Consider the following 20,158-nt stretch of genomic DNA (forward strand, 5'->3'; position numbering starts at 1 on the left):
GATTTTGATGCGTCCCCAATAAAAATAAATGCGATCTATTCTCATCAATAATGCGAATCTGACCCCATTTAAAGTGCTTGCCCGACCTTGCTGCGATGCACTAATCTTGCGCTCCCTGCGACCCATTTCCGAGGAGAGCGCCATGACGACGGCTGCCGAGATCCAATACCTGCAAGAGCACGGTCTCTATTCATCCACCCAAGAGCACGACGCGTGCGGCCTGGGCTTCGTGGCCCACATCAAGGGGGTGAAGCGCCACGACATCGTGACGCAGGCGCTCAAGATCCTCGAGAACATCGACCACCGCGGCGCCGTGGGCGCCGACAAGCTCATGGGCGACGGCGCGGGCATCCTGATCCAGATCCCCGACGCGCTCTACCGCGAAGAGATGGCCCGGGCCGGCACGGCCCCCGACGGCTCCACCGGCGTGGTGCTGCCGCCCTCCGGCGAATACGGCGTCGGCATGATCTTCCTGCCCAAGGAGCACGCCTCGCGCCTGGCCTGCGAGCAGGAGATGGAACGCGCCATCAAGGCCGAGGGCCAGGTGCTGCTGGGCTGGCGCGACGTGCCGGTCAACCGCGACATGCCGATGTCGCCCACCGTGCGCAAGAAGGAGCCCATCCTGCGCCAGGTCTTCATCGGCCTCGGCAACGACGTGATCGTGCAGGACGCGCTGGAGCGCAAGCTGTACGTGATCCGCAAGACGGCCAGCGCCGCCATCCAGAACCTCAAGCTCAAGCACAGCAAAGAGTATTACGTGCCCAGCATGTCCAGCCGCACGGTGGTCTACAAGGGCCTGCTGCTGGCCGACCAAGTGGGCACTTATTACCTGGACCTGCAGGACGAGCGCTGCGTCTCGGCCGTGGGCCTGGTGCACCAGCGCTTTTCCACCAACACCTTCCCCGAATGGCCGCTGGCCCACCCGTACCGCTACGTGGCGCACAACGGCGAGATCAACACCGTCAAGGGCAACTACAACTGGATGAAGGCGCGCGAGGGCGTGATGGCCTCGCCCGTGCTCGCGGCCGACCTCAAGAAGCTCTACCCCATCAGCTTCGCCGACCAGTCCGACACCGCCACGTTCGACAACTGCCTCGAACTGCTGACCATGGCCGGCTACCCCATCAGCCAGGCCGTGATGATGATGATCCCCGAGCCGTGGGAGCAGCACACCACCATGGACGAGCGCCGCCGCGCGTTCTACGAGTACCACGCCGCGATGATGGAGCCGTGGGACGGCCCGGCCTCCATTGTGTTCACCGATGGCCGCCAGATCGGCGCCACGCTGGACCGTAACGGCCTGCGCCCCTCGCGCTACTGCATCACCGACGACGACCTGGTCGTGATGGCCTCCGAGTCCGGCGTGCTGCCGATCCCCGAGAACAAGATCGTGCGCAAGTGGCGCCTGCAGCCGGGCAAGATGTTCCTGATCGATCTGGAGCAGGGCCGCATGATCGACGACGAGGAGCTCAAGGCCAACGTCGTCAACACCAAGCCCTACAAGCAGTGGATCGAGAACCTGCGCATCAAGCTCGACAGCGTGGGCGGCGAGGCGCCGGCCGGTCCGCTGCCGGCCGAGCTGCCGCTGCTCGACCGCCAGCAGGCCTTCGGTTACACGCAGGAAGACATCAAGTTCCTGATGGCGCCCATGGCCAAGAACGGCGAAGAGGGCATCGGCTCCATGGGCAACGACAGCCCGCTGGCCGTGCTGTCGGGCAAGAACAAGCCGCTGTACAACTACTTCAAGCAGCTCTTCGCCCAGGTGACGAACCCGCCGATCGACCCGATCCGCGAGGCCATCGTGATGTCGCTCAACAGCTTCATCGGCCCCAAGCCCAACCTGCTGGACATCAACCAGGTCAACCCGCCGATGCGGCTCGAAGTGAGCCAGCCCATCCTGGACTTCGCCGGCATGGCCAAGCTGCATGCCATCGAAAAGCACACGCAGGGCAAGTTCAAGAGCGCGACCATCGACATCACCTACCCGCTGGACTGGGGCCGCGAGGGCGTGGAGGCCAAGCTGGCCTCGCTGTGCGCGCAGGCGGTCGATGCCATCAAGGGCGGCGCCAACATCCTCATCATCAGCGACCGCGCCGTGAACGCCACGCAGGTGGCCATCCCCGCGCTGCTGGCGCTGTCGGCCATTCACCAGCACCTGGTGCGCGAAGGGCTGCGCACCACGGCCGGCCTGGTGGTGGAGACCGGCACGGCGCGCGAGGTGCACCACTTCGCCGTGCTGGCCGGCTACGGCGCCGAGGCCGTGCACCCCTACCTCGCCATGGAAACCCTGGCCGAGATGCACGCCGGCATGCCGGGCGACCTGTCGCCCGAGAAAGCCATCTACAACTACGTGAAGGCCATCGGCAAGGGCCTGTCGAAGATCATGTCCAAGATGGGCGTGTCCACGTACATGAGCTACTGCGGTGCGCAGCTGTTCGAGGCCATCGGCCTGAACACCGACACCATCGTCAAGTACTTCACCGGCACCGCCAGCCGCGTGGAAGGCATCGGCGTGTTCGAGATCGCCGAAGAAGCCATCCGCATGCACAAGGCCGCTTTCGGCGACGACCCGGTGCTGGAGACCATGCTGGACGCCGGCGGCGAATACGCCTGGCGCGCGCGCGGCGAAGAGCACATGTGGAGCCCCGACGCCATTGCCAAGCTGCAGCATTCCACGCGCGCCAACAACTGGAATACGTACAAGGAATACGCCCAGCTCATCAACGACCAGAGCCGCCGCCACATGACCCTGCGCGGCCTGTTCGAATTCAAGTTCGATCCGACCAAGGCCATTGCCGTGGACGAGGTCGAATCGGCCAAGGAGATCGTCAAGCGCTTCGCCACCGGCGCCATGTCGCTGGGATCGATCTCCACCGAGGCGCACGCCACGCTGGCCGTGGCCATGAACCGCATCGGCGGCAAGAGCAACACGGGCGAGGGCGGCGAGGATGCCGCGCGCTACCGCCAGGAGTTGAAGGGCATTCCGATCAAGCAGGGCGACACGCTCAAGAGCGTGATCGGCGCCGAGAACGTCGAGGTCGACCTGACGCTGCAGGACGGCGACTCGCTGCGCAGCCGCATCAAGCAGGTGGCGTCGGGCCGCTTCGGCGTCACGGCCGAATACCTGTCGTCGGCCGACCAGATCCAGATCAAGATGGCCCAGGGCGCCAAGCCCGGCGAAGGCGGCCAGCTGCCCGGCGGCAAGGTCACCAACTACATCGGCAAGCTGCGCCACAGCGTGCCCGGCGTGGGCCTGATCTCGCCCCCGCCGCACCATGACATCTATTCGATCGAGGACCTGGCCCAGCTCATCCACGACCTGAAGAACGTGGCGCCGCACGCCAGCATCAGCACCAAGCTGGTGTCCGAAGTGGGCGTGGGCACCATCGCCGCGGGCGTGACCAAGTGCAAGAGCGACCACCTGGTGATTGCCGGGCACGACGGCGGCACGGGCGCATCGCCCTGGTCGTCCATCAAGCACGCGGGCGGCCCGTGGGAGATCGGCCTGGCCGAAACCCAGCAGACCCTGGTGCTCAACCGCCTGCGCGGCCGCGTGCGCGTGCAGGCCGACGGCCAGATGAAGACCGGCCGCGACGTCGCCATCGGCGCGCTGCTGGGGGCCGACGAGTTCGGCTTCGCCACCGCGCCGCTGGTGGTCGAGGGCTGCATCATGATGCGCAAGTGCCACCTGAACACCTGCCCCGTGGGCGTGGCCACGCAGGACCCCGAGCTGCGCAAGAAGTTCTCGGGCAAGCCCGAGCACGTGGTGAACTACTTCTTCTTCATCGCAGAAGAAGTGCGCCAGATCATGGCCCAGTTGGGCATCCGCAAGTTCGACGACCTCATCGGCCGCACCGACCTGCTCGACATGCGTGCCGGCATCGCCCACTGGAAGGCGCGCGGCCTGGATTTCGGCCGCCTGTTCGCCCAGCCGAACGTGCCGGCCGACGTGCCGCGCTTTCATGTCGACGTGCAGGACCACAACATCGAGAAGACCCTGGACCGCAAGCTCATCGAGCGCAGTCAGCCCGCCATCGAAAAGGGCGAGCGCGTGCAGTTCATCGAAGTGGCGCGCAACGTGAACCGCTCGGTGGGTGCCATGCTCTCGGGCGCCGTCACGCGCGCTCACCCTGAAGGCCTGCCGGACGACACCATCCGCATCCAGCTGGAAGGCACGGGCGGGCAGTCGTTCGGCGCGTTCCTCACGCGCGGCATCACGCTGTACCTGATCGGCGATGCCAACGACTACACCGGCAAGGGCCTGTCGGGCGGCCGCGTCATCGTGCGCCCCAGCATCGACTTTCGCGGCGACACCACGCGCAACACCATCGTGGGCAACACCGTGATGTACGGCGCCACCAGCGGCGAATCGTTCTTCGGCGGCGTGGCGGGCGAGCGCTTCGCGGTGCGCCTGTCCGGGGCCTCCACCGTGGTGGAAGGCACCGGCGACCATGGCTGCGAATACATGACGGGCGGCACCGTGGTGGTGCTCGGCAAGACGGGCCGCAACTTCGCGGCCGGCATGAGCGGCGGCGTGGCCTACGTGTACGACGAGGACGGCCTGTTCGACACCCGCTGCAACCTGTCCATGGTGACGCTGGAGCGCATCCTGCCCGGCGACGAGCAGACCGCCAGCATCTCGCGCGGCATCTGGCACCGCGACCAGACCGACGAAGCCCAGCTCAAGAAGATGCTGGAAGACCATAACCGCTGGACCGGCAGCAAGCGTGCGCGCGAACTGCTGGACAACTGGGCGGCCTCGCGCGCCAAGTTCGTGAAGGTGTTCCCGACCGAATACAAGCGCGCGCTGTCCGAAATCCATGAACGCAAGGTGCTGGAGGAGCCCGCGACCCCCGCGGTCGCCCATCCTGCGAAGGAAACGGTGCCCGCCAAGTAAGGCCCGCCCGATCCACCCGCACCGCATTCAACGATTCAAGGACAGACATCATGGGAAAGACCACCGGCTTCATGGAATTCGAGCGCATCGAAGAGGGCTACAAGCCCGTCGGCGAGCGCCTGAAGCACTACAAGGAATTCGTCATCGGCCTGGATGACGCGCAGGCCAAGATCCAGGGCGCGCGCTGCATGGACTGCGGCACGCCGTTCTGCAACAACGGCTGCCCGGTCAACAACATCATTCCGGACTTCAACGATCTGGTGTACCAGCAGGACTGGAAGAGCGCCATCGCGGTGCTGCACAGCACCAACAACTTCCCCGAGTTCACCGGCCGCATCTGCCCCGCGCCTTGCGAAGCCGCCTGCGTGCTCAACGTGAACGACGACCCGGTGGGCATCAAGTCCATCGAGCACGCCATCATCGACCGCGCCTGGGCGGAGGGCTGGGTCAAGCCCCTGCCCCCGAAGCACAAGACCGGCAAAAAGGTCGCCGTGGTCGGCTCCGGCCCGGCCGGCATGGCGGCGGCCCAGCAACTGGCGCGCGCAGGCCACGACGTGACCCTGTTCGAGAAGAACGACCGCATCGGCGGCCTGCTGCGCTACGGCATTCCCGACTTCAAGATGGAGAAGTCGCACATCGACCGCCGCGCCGAGCAGATGGCCGCCGAGGGCGTCACCATCCGCACCGGCGTGTTCATCGGCGCCGCCAAGGACGGCCTGGGCAAGGGCTCCAAGGTCACCAACTGGGCCAAGGAAACCATCACGCCCGAGCAGCTGCAAAAGGACTTCGACGCCGTGCTGCTGACCGGCGGCGCCGAGCAGTCGCGCGACCTGCCCGTGCCGGGCCGTGACCTGGACGGCGTGCACTTCGCGATGGAGTTCCTGCCCCAGCAGAACAAGGTCAACGCGGGCGACAAGCTCAAGGGCCAGCTGCGCGCCGACGGCAAGCACGTCATCGTGATCGGCGGCGGCGACACCGGCAGCGACTGCGTGGGCACCAGCAACCGCCACGGCGCCGTGAGCGTCACGCAGTTCGAGCTGATGCCCCAGCCGCCCGAGGTCGAGAACCGCCCCATGACCTGGCCCTACTGGCCGATCAAGCTGCGCACCAGCTCCAGCCACGAAGAGGGCTGCGAGCGCGAGTTCTCCATCTCCACCAAGGAACTGCTGGGCGAGAAGGGCAAGGTCACCGGCCTCAAGACCGTCCGCGTCGAATGGAAGGAAGGCAAGATGGTCGAGGTGGCCGGCAGCGAGCAGGTCCTCAAGGCCGACCTCGTGCTGCTGGCCATGGGCTTCGTGAGCCCCGTCGCGCAGGTGCTGGAGGCCTTCGGCGTGGACAAGGACGCCCGCGGCAACGCAAAGGCCACCACCGATTTCGACGGCGGCTACGCCACCAACGTGCCCAAGGTGTTCGCCGCGGGCGACATGCGCCGGGGCCAGTCCCTGGTGGTGTGGGCCATCCGTGAAGGCCGCCAGGCCGCGCGCTCGGTGGACGAATTCCTGATGGGGTACTCCGACTTGCCGCGCTGAGTCCCGTCAAAAGCGGCAGGCTTTGAAACAAACGGCGCTCTTCAGAGCGCCGTTTTCTTTGGATTGATGCGGTGGCCCGAACGACCCAAAAAAAAAGCCCCTGCCGAACGGCAGGGGCTTTCGTGGAAAGGCCAGCGTTTGGGGCGCAGCGCCGGTCGCCCTTTCCTTTCTCTTTTTTTCTCTGACCTCCCTCTCCTACCGAAATCAGGGGGTGATTTCGATGATCTGGGTGATGTGGGGCTGGCCTTGGCCTGGCAGCGGTTGGTAGATGTGGAGCTTCACTACGCGCACAGGGGCGTTGGGCAGCACGTTCTGGGCCTGGGACAGGAACGAATAGTTGGTGCCGGCGACCACTTGGGTTGCAAAGGCGAACGGGGTGTACTTGGTCCCCACCAGGGTCACGGCTTCCGCGAAGACCTTCTTGGCCTCTGCGGTGAGTTCGAAATTGAAGCCGGTCCAGCCGCCTGCAAGATTGTTCGACATGTCGCTCATCCTCTCTAGAGTTTGGTCGCTGCTTGAGTGAAGCCAAAAACGTGCGAGCCTCCGTTTCTGGCTGTCCATTCGTCACCGGAGAGCGCTTTTTTTGAATTCTTGGTGATTCTTTGATCGCTTCGTTTCCAGCCACGGATTCTGGCGACAGGCCTTCTTTCTGCCCTTAACGGGGGCTGAGAGGTCCTGAAACGTTCTGAAATTTCTCGAAGCCCTGCGATCGGTGCGCGGTGCGTTTTTTCGCCTTGGAAGCAAAACGGCACCTTGCGGCGCCGTTTTGGATTGCTATGAAAAAATGAGCAATATGCCGGCGCATTCATTGCGCTGGAGGCTGTTTTGGCACTGAGTCCTCAGAACTTGTATTGCACGCCCACCGTCACCTGCCGCGGGCTGCCCGGCATGACCCAGACGCGGTTGTAGGCGCTGTGGTAGTAGGTCTTGTCGAACAGGTTGTCCACGTCCAGCGACACGCGCAGGCGCTTGTCCAGGTTCCAGTAAGTGGTCAGCTTGCCCACGGTGTAGGCAGGCAGGCGCGGCTCGCCCGTGTCGCCGCGGCGCTCGCCCACGTGGGTGAAGCCGCCGCCCACGCCCAGCAGGCCGCCGCCGGCCAGCGCCATTTCGTGCGTCACGAAGGCGCTGGCGCTCTGGCGGGCGAACTGGGTGATGAGCGGGTCGGCGTCCAGGTAGGTGTAGCTCAGCGCCACGCGCCAGCCGGGCGCGACCCAGCCGGCCAGTTCGGCCTCCAGGCCCCGGTTGCGGACCTTGCCGGGCACCGGCACCAGGTACACGCCGTCGTCGTCCCAGGTGGCCGTGTTGCGCTTGCTGATGTCAAACAGCGCCACGCTGCCGCCCAGGCGCGCATCGGCGCTCTGCCACTTCATGCCCAGCTCGCGCGCGGTGCCGATCTCGGGCTGGATCTGCTGGCCGGACGCGGTGGTCTGGGCCTGCGCGCGGAACGATCGGCCGGCGCTGGCGTAGACCGACACCTCGGGCGTGGCCAGCCAGGTCAGGCCCAGGCGCGGCGAGGTGGCGCTCGGGTCCTGGGTGGTGACGCGGCCCGTGCTGCGCTCGTCGATCTCGCCGCGGTAGCGGTCGTGGCGCACGCCGGCCAGGAGCTTCCACTGGGGAGTGAGGCTGATCTGGTCCTGCACGTAGAAGGCGGTGGTGCGGTCTTCCACCGTGCGGTCGATGGCGCGGGCCGTGAGCGCGGGCCGCGCGGCGGCGCCGTACACCGGGTTGGCCACGCTGATGCCGTAGCCGAAGCGGCCGCCGCCCGCCTGGGTGAGCATGGTCTGGTCCATGTCGAAGCGCGACACCTCGGCGCCGACCAGCAGCTCGTGCTGGAAGGCACCGGTCGTGAGGCGCCCGTTCAGGTCGAGCTGCACCGTGGTGTCGTCGGACCGGAAGTCGCGGCGGATGAGCCGGCGGCACAGCCAGCCGCTGGCCTCGACCGAGGTCTGGCAGGGCGACGGGCCGTACTGGTGGGATTCGCTGGCCAGGCCGGCCAGCGTGTTGCGCTTGTACTGCAGGCCGGCGCGCAGGCTCCAGTCGGCCGACAGCGCCTGCTCCAGGAAGAACTGGTGCGTCTGGTTGTCCACGGTGATGTCGCCGTCGCCGGGTTCGCCGTAGAAGCGCGAGGTGGGCACCGCGCCCAATTGGCCGTTGACCGAGACCACGCCCCGGTCGAGCGGCGCGCGCTGGCGCAGCCACTCGCCGTCGTAGCGCAGCACGGTGTCGGGGCCGAGCTTCCAGGTGATGGCCGGGGCGATCAGCTCGCGGCGGCTGTGCACGAAGTCGCGGAAGCTGTCCTTGTCCTCCACCGACACGTTGAGGCGGTAGGCCAGCGTGGCGGGCTCGGTGGCGCTGCCGTTCAGCGGGCCGGTGCTGTCCAGCGCCATGCGCCTGGCGTCGTGCGTGCCGTAGTAGGCCTCGACCGAATGCGCGGCCTTGAACAGGGGCGGCTTGGTCACGACGTTCACCGTGCCGCCCGGCTCGCTGTTGCCGTACAGCGCGCCCATGGTGCCCTTGAGGAATTCGAAGCGCTCCACGTTGGCGGTGTCGCGCGGCGCGTTGAAGCCGCGGTTGGCCGGCATGCCGTTGCGCAGCAGGCCCATGCCCATGTCCTCGTGGCCCACGAAGCCGCGCATGGCCACATTGTCCCAGATGCCGCCGAAGTTGTTCTGCCGCGAAACGCCGGCCACGTAGTCCAGCACGTCATCGAGGCGCTGGGCGCCCAGGTCGTCGACCAGCTGGCGCGTGACCACGCGCACGGCCTGGGGCACTTCGCGCAGCGGCGTGTCGGTCTTGGTCGCGCCCTCGGATTCCTGGGCGTGGTACTGGCCGGACTGCTGGCGGCCGACGACCTCGGTGGCGGGCAGTTGCGGCTCGGCAGCCGTGGGCGCCTGGGCGAAGGCGGGCAGGGCGGTGCCCTGCACCAGGGCCGCGAGGCTGGCAGCGGCCAGCAGCGAGCGGCGCGGGCTGCGGGCGGCGGACGGGGGGATCGGAAATCGCTGGTCAGGGGTCGGGTGGCGGTGCATCGGCGCTTCTCTCGTTGGTGGTTATCGAGAAGAAGACACGCAGCCCCCCGGAAAGGGGACAGCCTTTTTACTTTGTTTCGATCGATGTTTGCAAAGTGTTGCGCGCGCGCCGCGCCGGGGCGTTTCGCGCCCAGCCATGCGGCCCTTGGCGGCGCGGGGCTTGATATTCTTCAGCCATAAAAACGACATCGACGAGGAGAACCCGTGGCCAGAGAGCGGACGAGGGCAGGCAGCATCGGCACCCGACTGGCAATGCTGGCGTTCAGCGCCGTCTTCGCCATGGGATTTGGCGTGGTTGGCTACACCTTCGGGCTCCGGCCCCTGGTCAGCACCCTGCGCCTGGCGTGGGAGGTGCACCACCGCTGGCAGCCGGTGCCGGCCGAGGTCCTCGCCGCGGAACTCCGGCGGGACGAGCGCCGTCCGGACAGCGGCGCAGGGCCCGCGTTCGAAGTGCAGGCCCGCTACCGCTACGCCGTGGACGGCAAGTCCCATGAAGGCACCCGCGTGGGCCTGGACCCGACAGGCCACGGCGAATCGATGGACTTCGACGGCTGGCACCGCCGGTGGCTCGCGCGGCTGCAAAACGCCCAGGCCAGCGGGCACACCGTCACCGCGTGGGTGAACCCGGCCGAACCATCGCAATCGCTGATCGACCCTGCCATCCGCTGGCGCCTGCAGCTGTTTCGCCTGCCCTTTGCCCTGGTGTTCACCGGCGTGGGCCTGGTGGCGGCCTGGGTGTTCGTCTTCGTCCTGCTGCGCTGGCGCAGGATCTCGCGCGAAGAGGCCGATGCCGCGTCCCTGTCGGACGGGCCAGCGCCCCCGCCGGGTCACACGGCACGCCGATCCCTCGGCATCCTGTGGCTCATCGCCTTGTTCTGGTGCGGCTTCAGTGTCCCGATGGCCGCCTTGCTGTGGCCCGATCCCCATATTCCGTGGCTCGTCAAGGGGGTCGTCGGCCTGTGCGCTCTGGTGGGCATCGGGCTGCAGTGGTACTCGGGGCATGTCACGTACCTGGCCTGGCGGTACGCGGGCACCGGACTCGCCTTGCAGCCCGCGCGGCCGCTGGCAGGGCATCCGGTCGAGGTGGCGCTGGTGGTGCCGGCCCGTGCCGCGCCCCGCATGCAGGGGCACAGCCTGCAATTGCGACTGGCCCAGTACCGGGTGGACGAGGCGAGTTCGGGCTCACCCGAACGGTGCGTGGAGTCTTTCGCCGAGCCCGTGGCGATGCAGCCGGCCAGCGGCGGCCGGCTGCGGCTGGCGGCGCGTTTCCTGGTGCCGCCCGATGCGCCGACCAGTGGCGCCCGGCGCTCGGGCGAGCGCGTGGAATGGCGGCTGGACCTGCTGCGCACGCCGCAAGGCGCGCCGGAGTTGACGTGCGACGTGCCGGTCCAGGCGGCGGCGCAGCCCCTGTCAGGGGAGCCGCCGGACCGCTTCGACCGCCGGGCGGCCTGGAAGGGCACGCCCGTTCCCGTCAGCGCCCGCCCGGCGGGGCTGGGCGCGGAGCAGGATGACGAGGCCCCCATGTTCCTGCCGCCCGCCGTCACGCTGCAGGAAACCCGGCACGCTTGGCACTTCGTCTTTCGCCCGGGCGGCTGGACCTGGGTGGCCGGCATCGTGCTGGTGACTGTGGCGCTTGGCGCGGTGGCCCTGGACGGGTTGGGCGTGTCCCTGGCCGCCGGGTGGCGCACTCCGTTGGCCGCAGGCGCCGGATGGGCCCTGGCGGTGGCGTTGCTGCATGCCGCATCCCGGCGCTGGACGCTGGCGGTGCAGGACGCCGGCCTAATCGTGCAGCGCCGCTCCTGGCTGTGGTCGCACGCGCGGGTGGTGCCGGGCGAGGCCACCCAGGCGCTGGTCCGCGCGCTGCAACGGGTCACGGGCAGCGGCCCCAGCGAAAAGGCCTATTTCGCGCTGTACGCGCCGGTGCCCGAAGGGGGCCGGGTGCGCCTCACGCCCGGCATCGCCGGCACCGAGGCCGCCACGGCCGTGGGCCAGGCGATCGCCCAGGCCTGGCGGGTCCGGCAGGGCCATTTCACCCCCGGATCGCAGCGGCCCGCGTCGATGGGCCACTCGCGCCCGACCTGGGGTGCCCTGGCCGCGCTGGCTGTGCTGGCGTGGTGCCTGTGGGGCGGTTAGTCCGCGGTCAGAACGTGTGCCTGGCCGTGAACGTGACGTGGCGCGGCGCGCCGGGCACCACCCACACGCGGTTGTAGGCGCTGGCGTAGTAGCGCTTGTCGAACACGTTGTCCACCTGCAGCGACAGGCGCAGCGTGGGCCCTGCCTGCCAGTGCGCCAGCAGCCGCGTGGTGGAGTAGGCGGGCAGCCGGGGCGATCCGGCATCGCCCGTGCGCTCGCCCACGTGCGTGAGCCCGCCCCCGAGGCCGACGGTGTGCCCGCCCGCTCCGCCGGCGCTGCCGTCCAGCGCCCATTCGCGCACCACCAGCAGGCTGCCGCTCGCGCGCGGAAACTGCGGCAGCGACCGCTGCAGCCAGGCGCCGCCGGCCACCACGCTCCAGCCGGCCGCGGGCCGGCCCGCCAGCTCGAACTCCGCGCCCCGGCTGCGCACGCGGGCGGCGGCCACGCTGTGGTCCGGGTGCTGCGGGTCGGTGACGAGCACATTGCGCTTGGCGATGTCGTAGAGCGCGAGCGACGCCGACAGGGGGCCCTCGGGCGGCTGCCACTTCACGCCGATCTCGCGCGCCAGGCCTTTCTCGGGCGCGAAGGCGCCGCCCTGCACGTCCACGCCCACGTTCGGGCGGAACGAGGCGCCGACGCTGGCATACACCGCCCAGCCCGGCACGGGCAGCCAGGTCAGGCCCGCGCGCGGCGACAGGGCGCCCTGCGACTGGCGCCGCGTGCCGCCGGCCAGCCGGTCGTCCACGGCCTGCCGGAAGCGGTCGTGGCGCAGGCCCAGCAGCGCCTGCCACCGCGGCGCCAGTTCGATCTGGTCCTGCAGGTACAGGCCCAGGCCGCGCTGGTGCTCGTCGGTGGACAGGAAATCCTGCGTCGCCGGCCGCTCGTCGCCGTACACGGGCTGGCGCACGTCGATGCCATCGGCCTGCCAGGTGCCGGCCGGCGACTGCTGCATGACCTGCGAGAGCCGGAAGCGAAACACCTCCATCCCCGCCAGCAGCGTGTGCCGCAGTCCGCCCGCCTCCCACTGCCCCTGCAGATCGAGCTGGCCCGAGCGGTCGCTGGAGGCGAAATCGCGCCAGCGCCGCTGGCGCCACAGCCAGCCGCGTGCCTCCAGGTCGGCCAGCGCCTCGCCGTAGCCGTGGCCGTAGGTGGTGAAGCCCACCATGGTGCCGCGCCGTGCCATCAGCCCCGCATGCACGCGCCAGCCGGGGGCCAGGGCGTGGTCCAGCAGCCACTGGTGCGTCTGGTTGACCATGGCCAGGTCGCCGTCGCCGGGATCGCCATAGAAGTGCGTGACCGGCACGGTGCCCACCTGCCCGCCGAGCGCCACCACGCCCCGGTCCAGCGGCGCGCGCTGGCGCAGCCATTCGCCGTCGTAGCGCAGCGTGGTGGCCTCGGCGAGACGCCAGGTGAACGCCGGCGCCAGCATGTCGCGGCGCGTGCGCACATGCTCGCGAAAACTGCCCTTGTCCTCGGCCACGGCGGTGAGGCGGTAGGCGATGCGCGCGGGTTCGCCAGACTCCGGCGCGGTGCCTGCCGACGCATCCACCGGGCCGCCCAGCGTGAGCACGGCGCGCCGTGCGTTCCAGCGGCCCAGGCTCGCCTCGAGCGTGCGCAGCGGCTCCCACGGCGCGGGCTGCGTCACCACGTTGAGCGTGCCGCCGGGCTCGGACACGCCGTACAGCGCCGCCACGGGCCCGCGCAGGAACTCGAAGCGCTCCACGTTGGCCGTGTCGCGCGGCGCGTTGTAGCCCCGGTTGCCGGCCATGCCGTTGCGCAGCAGGCTCATGCCGGTGTCCTCGTGGCCCGCGAAGCCGCGCAGGGCGATGTTGTCCCAGGTGCCGCCGAAGTCGTTCTGGCGCGACACGCCGGGCACGTAGTCGAGCGCGTCGTCCAGGCGCGTGGCGCCCAGGGCGTCCAAGGCCGGGCGTGGCAGGGTGGATATGGCCTGCGGTACCGCGAGCGCGGGCGTGGCCGTGCGCGTGGCGGCGCCGGCCCCGCGCCCGCTGCCGCTCCAGAGGGCGTCGGTGTCCCCTGCCTCGCGCAGGGCGGTCACGCGCACCACGGGCAGCACGGCGGCGTCCGGCCCGGGCAGGGCCGACGCGGTGGTCATTGCGCCTGCGGACCGCAGCACGAAGACGCCGGGCGCTTCCTCGGCCGCCGTGAGCCCCGTGCCCGCCAGCAGCCGCGCCAGCGCCTCGGCGGGCGTGAACCGCCCCGCCACGCCGGGCGCCTGCAGGCCGCGCAGCAGCGCCGCATCGGCCTGCACCGAGGCCCCGGTCTGCACCGCCAGGGCCGGCAGGCGGTCGGCCAGCGGGCCCGGGGGCAGTTCGACCGCCCGCGGCGCGGGGGCCGGTGATTGCGCCGCGGCCGCGCCCGCCAGCAGGCACAGCGCCAGGCAGCCCGCCCGCGTGCGCAGCCCTGCCATTCGCCCTGCCATCAGTCCTGCACGGTGGCCGGCAGCACCCGCGCCCAGTAGCGCGTGCGCCAGGCCACGCGCACCGGCAGGGTGCGGGGCAGGGCGTCGAGCACGGCGTCGCTGCGGTCGATCTGGAAGGCACCGGTGATGCGCAGCGCGGCCACGGCCGGGTCGCACTGCACCACGCCGGCACGGTAGCGGGCGAGGTCTTCGAGGAACTCGCCCAGCGGCTGGTTGCGCGCCACCAGCAGGCCCTCGGTCCAGCGCCCGGCGAACGGGTCGGCGGGCGCGATCGGCGCGATCCGGCCGGCGGTGAAGCGCAGCGCCTGCCCGGCCGGCACGGTCTGCGCCAGCCCCTGCAAGGTGCGCACGGCCACGGCGCCTTCGTGCACCGTGAGCCGGCAGCCGTCCGGCGCGTCGCGCGCGACGAAGCGCGTGCCCAGCGGGCGCAGTTCGCCCTCGCGCGTGGCGAGCACGAAGGGGCGGTGGCCGGGCGCGCCGGCGTCCGCGCCGGTCTGCACCAGCACCTCGCCGTGCAGCAGCCGCACGGTGCGCTGCGCGGGCGAATAGGCCACGTCGATGGCCGTGGCGGTGTTGAGCCACAGGCGCGTGCCGTCGGGCAGCACGAGGTCGCGGCGCTCGCCCCGCGCCGTGCGGTGGTCGGCCGTGAAGGCCTCGCCCCATTGGCGCCAGGCCAGGTGCGCGGCGGGCAGCGCCACGGCCAGGCCGCCGAGCGCGCGCAGCGCACGGCGGCGCCCGTTGCCGCGCGCCCGGCCCAGCACGGCCTGCGCGAGCGGCGGGCTGACGAGGCCCAGCTGCGCCTGCATGCGCTGCGCGCGCTGCCAGGCGCGTTCGTGCTCGGGGTGTTCGGTGCGCCAGCGCTCGCAGGCCGCGTGGTCCTGCGCCGTGGCGTCGCCGGCATGCAGCCGGGCCAGCCATTGCGCCGCCGCGCGCACGGCGGCGCGGTCCGGGGGCAAAGGTGCGGCGGCGGGGCTCAATCCACCGCCAGGATGCAGGCCTCGAACGCCTGCGCCATGTAGCGCTTGACGCTGCGCTCGGTCACGCCCAGCGTGGCGGCGATGCGGGCGTAGTCCTGCCCCTCGATCTGCGACAGCAGGAAGGCGCGCCGCGCGCGCTCGGGCAGGCCGGCCAGGGCCGCATCCAGTCGGTGCAGCGCCTGGCGGGCCATGGCGTGCTGCTCGGCCGATGGCAACTGCGCTTCGGGCAGCGTGGCCAGCGCGTCGAGCCAGGCGCGCTCCAGCGACAGCCGGCGAAAGTGGTTGGCCACGAGCCGGCCCGCCACGGTGACCAGGTAGGCCCGGGGCTCGCGCGGCGTGGTGGCGTGTGCGTCGGCCTCGGTGCCGGCCTCGGCGCCCAGCCGGTGGGCGAGCAGCCGCACGAAGGTGTCCTGCGCCAGGTCCGCCGCCTGGTCGGGGCAGCCCAGCCGCGCGCGCAGCCAGCCCAGCAGCCAGCGGTGGTGCGCGCCGTACAGGCGGCCGATTTCTTCGGCCGGCCCGGGGGCAGGCGCGGCGGCGTGGTGGGCGGCGGACACGGGAGCCACGGGCGGGAATCCGATGGGTAAACGCCCGGTGGGCGGTCAATGAGAATGTGTCGCATTATCTCATCCTTGGGCGGTGGCCCGTCCACGGGCCCGTTGCCCGGGCCGGGATGCCTTCTGGTGCACCCTTCGGGCTTTTGATTTGCTATTTAATTGATAGCGATATACCCTAGTGATGATTGTGCTGCAGGCCATTTTGGTTCTCATCTGCCGGCGCGCCCTGCACCGCCTTGGGGCGCGTTTCGCGCGGTCGGAGACAATACCGGCCTGGTCCCACCCCCTTCGCGCGTGGCCGCCCGCTGTCCCGGGCCGCCGCGCGCATTGCTTTTCGTCTCTCTGGAACACCCGATACGCCATGAAAAAGATTGCAGCCGTTTTACTGATGTCCCTGGGCGCCCTGCTGGCCGGTTGCGGCAAGAACGACAGCGCGCAGCCCGCTGCGGCCGCCACCCCCGCACCGGCCGCCGCCACCAAGATCGTGGTGGGCCTGGACGACAACTTCCCGCCCATGGGCTTTCGCGACGAGAAGAACGAACTGGTGGGCTTTGACATCGACATGGCGCGCGAAGCCGCCAAGCGCATGGGCGTGGCGGTGGAGTTCAAGCCGATCGACTGGAGCGCCAAGGAGGCCGAGCTGTCCGGCCAGCGCGTGGATGCGCTGTGGAACGGGCTGACCATCACGCCCGAGCGCAAGCAGAACATCGCCTTCACCGCGCCGTACATGGAGAACCACCAGATCGTCGTGGTGGCGGCCCAGTCCCCCATCAAGGCCAAGGCCGATCTGGCCGGCAAGGTGGTGGGCGCGCAGGAGGGCAGCAGCGCGGTCGATGCGGTCAAGAAGGAAGACGCCGTGTTCAAGTCGTTCAAGGAGTTCAAGACCTTCGGCGACAACGTGACGGCGCTGATGGACCTGTCCACCGGCCGCCTGGAAGCCGTGGTGGTCGATGAAGTGGTGGGCCGCTACTACGTGGCCAAGAAGCCCGGCGCCTACGCCGTGCTGAACGAGCACTTCGGCACCGAAGACTACGGCGTGGGCGTGCGCAAGGACGACACCGCGCTGCAGGGCCGCCTGGACAAGGCCCTGGCCGACATGAAGCAGGACGGCACGGCCGGAAAGATCGCCACGCAGTGGTTCGGCAAGAACATCCTTAAATAAAGAACAACCCCCTGAGGCGCTGCGCGCCTTCCCCCTTCTCTCGTATCGCTTCGCGATGCGGGAAGGGGGACGCAGCCGGCGCTGCGGGGCGGCCCTTGCGCGGCTGCCGCTGGCTTTGGGCCGCGCCAGGGCAACGGCCGCTCCCTGCGCTAACACTGAATCGTCGCGACTCCATGGATTACGTTCTCTCCCTTCTGGGGCCGATGGCGCAGGGCGCCGCGGTCACGCTGAAGCTCTTCGCCATCACGCTGGTGCTGGCCGTGCCGCTCGGCCTCGCGCTGGCGCTGGCGCGCGTGTCGCGCTTTGCGCCGCTGTCGGGGCTGGTCAACGGCTACATCTGGCTCATGCGCGGCACGCCGCTCATGCTGCAGATGCTGTTCATCTATTTCGCGCTGCCGTTCGTGCCGGTCATCGGCGTGCGGCTGCCCGACTTTCCCGCCGCCGTGGTGGCGTTCGCGCTCAACTACGCGGCGTATTTCGCGGAGATCTTCCGCTCCGGCATCCAGTCGGTGGACCGGGGCCAGTACGAGGCCGCCCGCGTGCTGGGCATGACCTACGGCCAGACCATGCGCCGCATCGTGCTGCCTCAGATGGTGCGCCGCATCCTGCCGCCCATGAGCAACGAGACCATCACCCTGGTCAAGGACACCTCCCTCATCTACGTGCTGGCCCTGAACGACCTGCTGCGCGCCGCGCGCGGCATCGTGCAGCGCGACTTCACCACCACGCCGTTCATCGTGGCGGCGGCTTTTTATCTGACCATGACCCTGGTGCTCACCTGGGGCTTCCAGCGCCTGGAGAAACGCTATGCCAGACACGACGCTTGACGCGGCGGGCGCGGTGCCCATGATCGAGGCGCGCGGCCTGCACAAGGCCTTCGGCGGCACGCCGGTGCTGCGCGATGTGTCGCTCACGCTCGGGCGCGGCGAGGTGGTGGCGGTGATCGGGCCCTCGGGCTCGGGCAAGAGCACCTTCCTGCGCTGCCTGAACCACCTGGAGACCATCGACAGCGGCCACATCGCCATCGAAGGCGAGGCGCTGGCGACCACCGACGCGGCGGGCCGCTGCACCTACGTGCCCGAGGCCCGCGTGCGCGGCATCTGCCGCAAGATGGGCATGGTGTTCCAGTCGTTCAATCTGTTCCCGCACCTGACCGTGCTGCAGAACCTGATCGAGGCGCCCATGGTGGTGCGCGGCATGCCGCGCGAGGCCGCGGTGGCCCGCGCCGAGGCGCTGCTGGCCAAGGTGGGCCTATCAGAGAAGCGCGACCACTTTCCCGGCCGGCTGTCGGGCGGGCAAAAGCAGCGCGTGGCCATCGCCCGCGCGCTGGCGATGGAGCCCGACATCCTGCTGTTCGACGAGCCCACCTCCGCCCTCGACCCCGAGCTGACCGGCGAGGTGCTGCGCACCATGCGCGAGCTGGCCAGCGACCGCATGACCATGCTGGTCGTCACCCACGAGATGGGCTTTGCGCGCGAGGTGGCCCACCGCGTGGTGTTCATGGACCGGGGCGAGCTGATCGAATCGGCCCCGGCGGCGGCGTTTTTCGCAAATCCGCAACATGCGCGCACCCAGGCATTTCTTCGCAGCATGCTTTGACCAGCATTGGGTGGCCGGTAAAAATCCAAGCCAAATCGGCTTCCAGGGCAATCATCACTAGGGCATGTAGCTATCGAAAAATGAGCATTCTTGCCCCCTGGATTTTTGCAAACATCCATGCATGTATGTTTGCGTTACCATCGCATGCCCGGGGTTTGCCCTGACCCGCGACAATCACCGGTTGGTCCCCTTCTTCATCCCCTCTGAATGCCTGAGCACCCACTTCTGGTCGAACTGCGCAACGTGACGTTCTCGTACGGCGAGCGTGACATCCTGCGCGACGTTTCGTTGTCCGTGCCGCGCGGCAAGGTCACGGCGCTCATGGGCGCCTCCGGCGGCGGCAAGACCACGGTGCTGCGCCTCATCGGCGGCCAGCAGCGGGCGCAGCAGGGCGAGGTGCTGGTCGGCGGCCAGGACGTGGGCCGCATGGATGCCGCCACGCTCTACGCCGCGCGGCGCCGCATGGGCATGCTGTTCCAGTTCGGCGCGCTGTTCACCGACATGAGCGTGTTCGAGAACGTGGCCTTTCCGCTGCGCGAGCACACCGACTTGCCCGAGGAGCTGATCCGCGACATCGTGCTGATGAAGCTCAACGCCGTGGGCCTGCGCGGCGCGCGCGACCTCATGCCCAGCCAGGTCTCGGGCGGCATGGCCCGGCGCGTGGCGCTGGCCCGGGCGATCGCCCTGGACCCCGAACTCATCATGTACGACGAGCCCTTCGCCGGGCTCGACCCCATTTCCCTGGGCACGGCGGCCCAGCTCATCCGGCAGCTGAACGACGCCATGGGCCTGACCACCCTCATCGTCTCGCACGACGTGGAAGAGACCTTCCGCGTGGCCGACCACGTGATCGTGCTCGGCCCCGGCACCGTGGCCGCGCAGGGCACGCCCGACGAGGTGCGCGCCAGCCGCGACCCGCTGGTGCACCAGTTCGTGCACGCGCTGCCCACCGGCCCCGTGCCGTTCCATTACCCCGGCCCCGACGTGGCGCAGGATTTCGGCCCGACCCCCGGAGGTGCGCGATGAGCTGGTGGCGTCCTTCCGATGTGGGCTTCGCGGTGCGCAGCCACCTGGCCGGCGTGGGCCGCGCGGCGCGCCTGTTCGGCCGGCTGGTGGCCCTGATCGGCCCCACGCTTCAGCGCCCGGGGCTGGTGCGCGACCAGATCCATTTCCTGGGCAACTATTCGCTGTCCATCATCGCCGTGTCGGGCCTGTTCGTGGGCTTCGTGCTCGGCCTGCAGGGCTACTACACGCTGCAGCGCTACGGCTCGGCCGAATCGCTGGGCCTTCTGGTGGCGCTGTCGCTGGTGCGCGAGCTGGGCCCGGTGGTCACGGCGCTGCTGTTCGCCGGCCGCGCGGGCACCTCGCTCACCGCCGAAATCGGCCTCATGCGCGCGGGCGAGCAGCTCTCGGCCATGGAGATGATGGCCGTCGATCCGGTGCGCCGCATCCTCGCGCCGCGTTTCTGGGCCGGCGTGTTCACCATGCCGCTGCTGGCCGCGGTGTTCAGCGCGGTGGGCGTGATCGGCGGCTGGATCGTGGGCGTGCTCATGATCGGCGTGGACGGCGGGGCCTTCTGGGGCCAGATGCAGGGCGGCGTGGACGTGTGGAAGGACGTGGGCAACGGGGTGCTCAAGAGCCTCGTGTTCGGCGTCACCGTCACGTTCATCGCGCTGCTGCAGGGCTACCTTGCCAAGCCCACGCCCGAAGGCGTGTCGCGGGCCACCACGCGCACGGTGGTGATGGCGTCGCTCGCCGTGCTGGGGCTGGACTTCGTCCTCACCGCCCTGATGTTCAGTATTTGACGGGGCCGCACGCCCGCAACCCCTAGGAAACACACA

The 20,158-nt window shown here is 69.5% G+C and carries 13 protein-coding genes; 8 read left to right on the forward strand and 5 right to left on the reverse strand.

Features of this window, described 5'->3' with window-relative positions; translation table 11 throughout:
- The first annotated feature begins 142 nt into the window (after positions 1-142).
- Positions 143-4,897: a glutamate synthase-related protein gene (locus AVAK2825_RS08590; protein WP_284396690.1), complete on the forward strand. Its 4,755-nt coding sequence runs from the start codon at positions 143-145 to the stop codon at positions 4,895-4,897.
- A 50-nt stretch (positions 4,898-4,947) separates the two neighbouring features.
- Positions 4,948-6,426, forward strand: a complete 1,479-nt coding sequence (locus AVAK2825_RS08595) for a glutamate synthase subunit beta (RefSeq protein WP_284396694.1) — start codon at positions 4,948-4,950, stop codon at positions 6,424-6,426.
- Positions 6,427-6,630: 204 nt separating this feature from the next.
- On the opposite strand, the gene AVAK2825_RS08600 is transcribed toward AVAK2825_RS08595, so the two are convergent.
- Both AVAK2825_RS08600 and AVAK2825_RS08605 read right to left on the reverse strand, forming a co-directional pair.
- Positions 6,631-6,909 carry a hypothetical protein gene (locus AVAK2825_RS08600; protein ID WP_272551314.1) on the reverse strand — a complete coding sequence of 93 codons (279 nt, stop codon included), beginning with the start codon at positions 6,907-6,909 and terminating at the stop codon, positions 6,631-6,633.
- A gap of 356 nt (positions 6,910-7,265) precedes the next feature.
- Complete coding sequence (locus tag AVAK2825_RS08605; RefSeq protein ID WP_284396703.1) at positions 7,266-9,452, reverse strand: TonB-dependent siderophore receptor; 2,187 nt, start codon at positions 9,450-9,452, stop codon at positions 7,266-7,268.
- Between the two features lie 204 nt (positions 9,453-9,656).
- On the opposite strand from AVAK2825_RS08605, the gene AVAK2825_RS08610 reads away from it, so the two are divergent.
- On the forward strand, positions 9,657-11,585 hold the full coding sequence (locus AVAK2825_RS08610) for a DUF3592 domain-containing protein (RefSeq protein WP_284396706.1): 1,929 nt from the start codon (positions 9,657-9,659) through the stop codon (positions 11,583-11,585).
- Between the two features lie 7 nt (positions 11,586-11,592).
- Here AVAK2825_RS08610 and AVAK2825_RS08615 read toward each other — a convergent pair whose 3' ends face one another.
- Genes AVAK2825_RS08615 through AVAK2825_RS08625 form a run of 3 tightly spaced genes read right to left on the reverse strand, consistent with a single transcriptional unit; the run spans position 11,593 to position 15,556 of the window.
- A complete protein-coding gene (locus tag AVAK2825_RS08615; RefSeq protein ID WP_284396708.1) occupies positions 11,593-14,013 on the reverse strand; it encodes a TonB-dependent siderophore receptor in 2,421 nt (806 codons plus the stop codon).
- An 11-nt stretch (positions 14,014-14,024) separates the two neighbouring features.
- Entirely contained in the window at positions 14,025-14,981 is a 957-nt protein-coding gene (locus tag AVAK2825_RS08620) for a FecR domain-containing protein (RefSeq protein WP_284396711.1), read from the reverse strand.
- Positions 14,982-14,998: 17 nt separating this feature from the next.
- Positions 14,999-15,556 carry a sigma-70 family RNA polymerase sigma factor gene (locus tag AVAK2825_RS08625; RefSeq protein ID WP_284396940.1) on the reverse strand — a complete coding sequence of 186 codons (558 nt, stop codon included), beginning with the start codon at positions 15,554-15,556 and terminating at the stop codon, positions 14,999-15,001.
- A 361-nt stretch (positions 15,557-15,917) separates the two neighbouring features.
- On the opposite strand from AVAK2825_RS08625, the gene AVAK2825_RS08630 reads away from it, so the two are divergent.
- The 5 genes from AVAK2825_RS08630 (at position 15,918) to mlaE (ending at position 20,122) form a co-directional block, all read left to right on the forward strand.
- Complete coding sequence (locus tag AVAK2825_RS08630) at positions 15,918-16,718, forward strand: amino acid ABC transporter substrate-binding protein (protein ID WP_284396713.1); 801 nt, start codon at positions 15,918-15,920, stop codon at positions 16,716-16,718.
- A 173-nt stretch (positions 16,719-16,891) separates the two neighbouring features.
- Positions 16,892-17,545: an amino acid ABC transporter permease gene (locus tag AVAK2825_RS08635; protein WP_284396717.1), complete on the forward strand. Its 654-nt coding sequence runs from the start codon at positions 16,892-16,894 to the stop codon at positions 17,543-17,545.
- Entirely contained in the window at positions 17,526-18,317 is a 792-nt protein-coding gene (locus AVAK2825_RS08640; RefSeq protein ID WP_284396720.1) for an amino acid ABC transporter ATP-binding protein, read from the forward strand. The genes AVAK2825_RS08635 and AVAK2825_RS08640 overlap by 20 nt, the downstream gene beginning before the upstream one ends.
- Before the next feature lie 207 nt (positions 18,318-18,524).
- Entirely contained in the window at positions 18,525-19,343 is an 819-nt protein-coding gene (locus tag AVAK2825_RS08645) for an ABC transporter ATP-binding protein (protein WP_284396723.1), read from the forward strand.
- Positions 19,340-20,122, forward strand: a complete 783-nt coding sequence (mlaE, locus tag AVAK2825_RS08650) for a lipid asymmetry maintenance ABC transporter permease subunit MlaE (protein ID WP_272567584.1) — start codon at positions 19,340-19,342, stop codon at positions 20,120-20,122. The genes AVAK2825_RS08645 and mlaE overlap by 4 nt, the downstream gene beginning before the upstream one ends.
- Positions 20,123-20,158 lie beyond the last annotated feature (36 nt).

The sequence above is a fragment of the Acidovorax sp. SUPP2825 genome (genome assembly GCF_030158995.1).
GTDB lineage: Bacteria > Pseudomonadota > Gammaproteobacteria > Burkholderiales > Burkholderiaceae_C > Paracidovorax.

Bases quoted from the DNA above. Each gene is read 5' to 3' on its own strand.
- AVAK2825_RS08590 (WP_284396690.1), top strand. From the start codon at position 143: ATGACGACGGCTGCCGAGATCCAATACCTGCAAGAGCACGGTCTCTAT.
- AVAK2825_RS08595 (WP_284396694.1), top strand. From the start codon at position 4,948: ATGGGAAAGACCACCGGCTTCATGGAATTCGAGCGCATCGAAGAGGGC.
- AVAK2825_RS08600 (WP_272551314.1), bottom strand. From the start codon at position 6,909: ATGTCGAACAATCTTGCAGGCGGCTGGACCGGCTTCAATTTCGAACTC.
- AVAK2825_RS08605 (WP_284396703.1), bottom strand. From the start codon at position 9,452: ATGCACCGCCACCCGACCCCTGACCAGCGATTTCCGATCCCCCCGTCC.
- AVAK2825_RS08615 (WP_284396708.1), bottom strand. From the start codon at position 14,013: ATGGCAGGGCTGCGCACGCGGGCGGGCTGCCTGGCGCTGTGCCTGCTG.
- AVAK2825_RS08630 (WP_284396713.1), top strand. From the start codon at position 15,918: ATGAAAAAGATTGCAGCCGTTTTACTGATGTCCCTGGGCGCCCTGCTG.
- AVAK2825_RS08635 (WP_284396717.1), top strand. From the start codon at position 16,892: ATGGATTACGTTCTCTCCCTTCTGGGGCCGATGGCGCAGGGCGCCGCG.
- AVAK2825_RS08640 (WP_284396720.1), top strand. From the start codon at position 17,526: ATGCCAGACACGACGCTTGACGCGGCGGGCGCGGTGCCCATGATCGAG.
- AVAK2825_RS08645 (WP_284396723.1), top strand. From the start codon at position 18,525: ATGCCTGAGCACCCACTTCTGGTCGAACTGCGCAACGTGACGTTCTCG.
- mlaE (WP_272567584.1), top strand. From the start codon at position 19,340: ATGAGCTGGTGGCGTCCTTCCGATGTGGGCTTCGCGGTGCGCAGCCAC.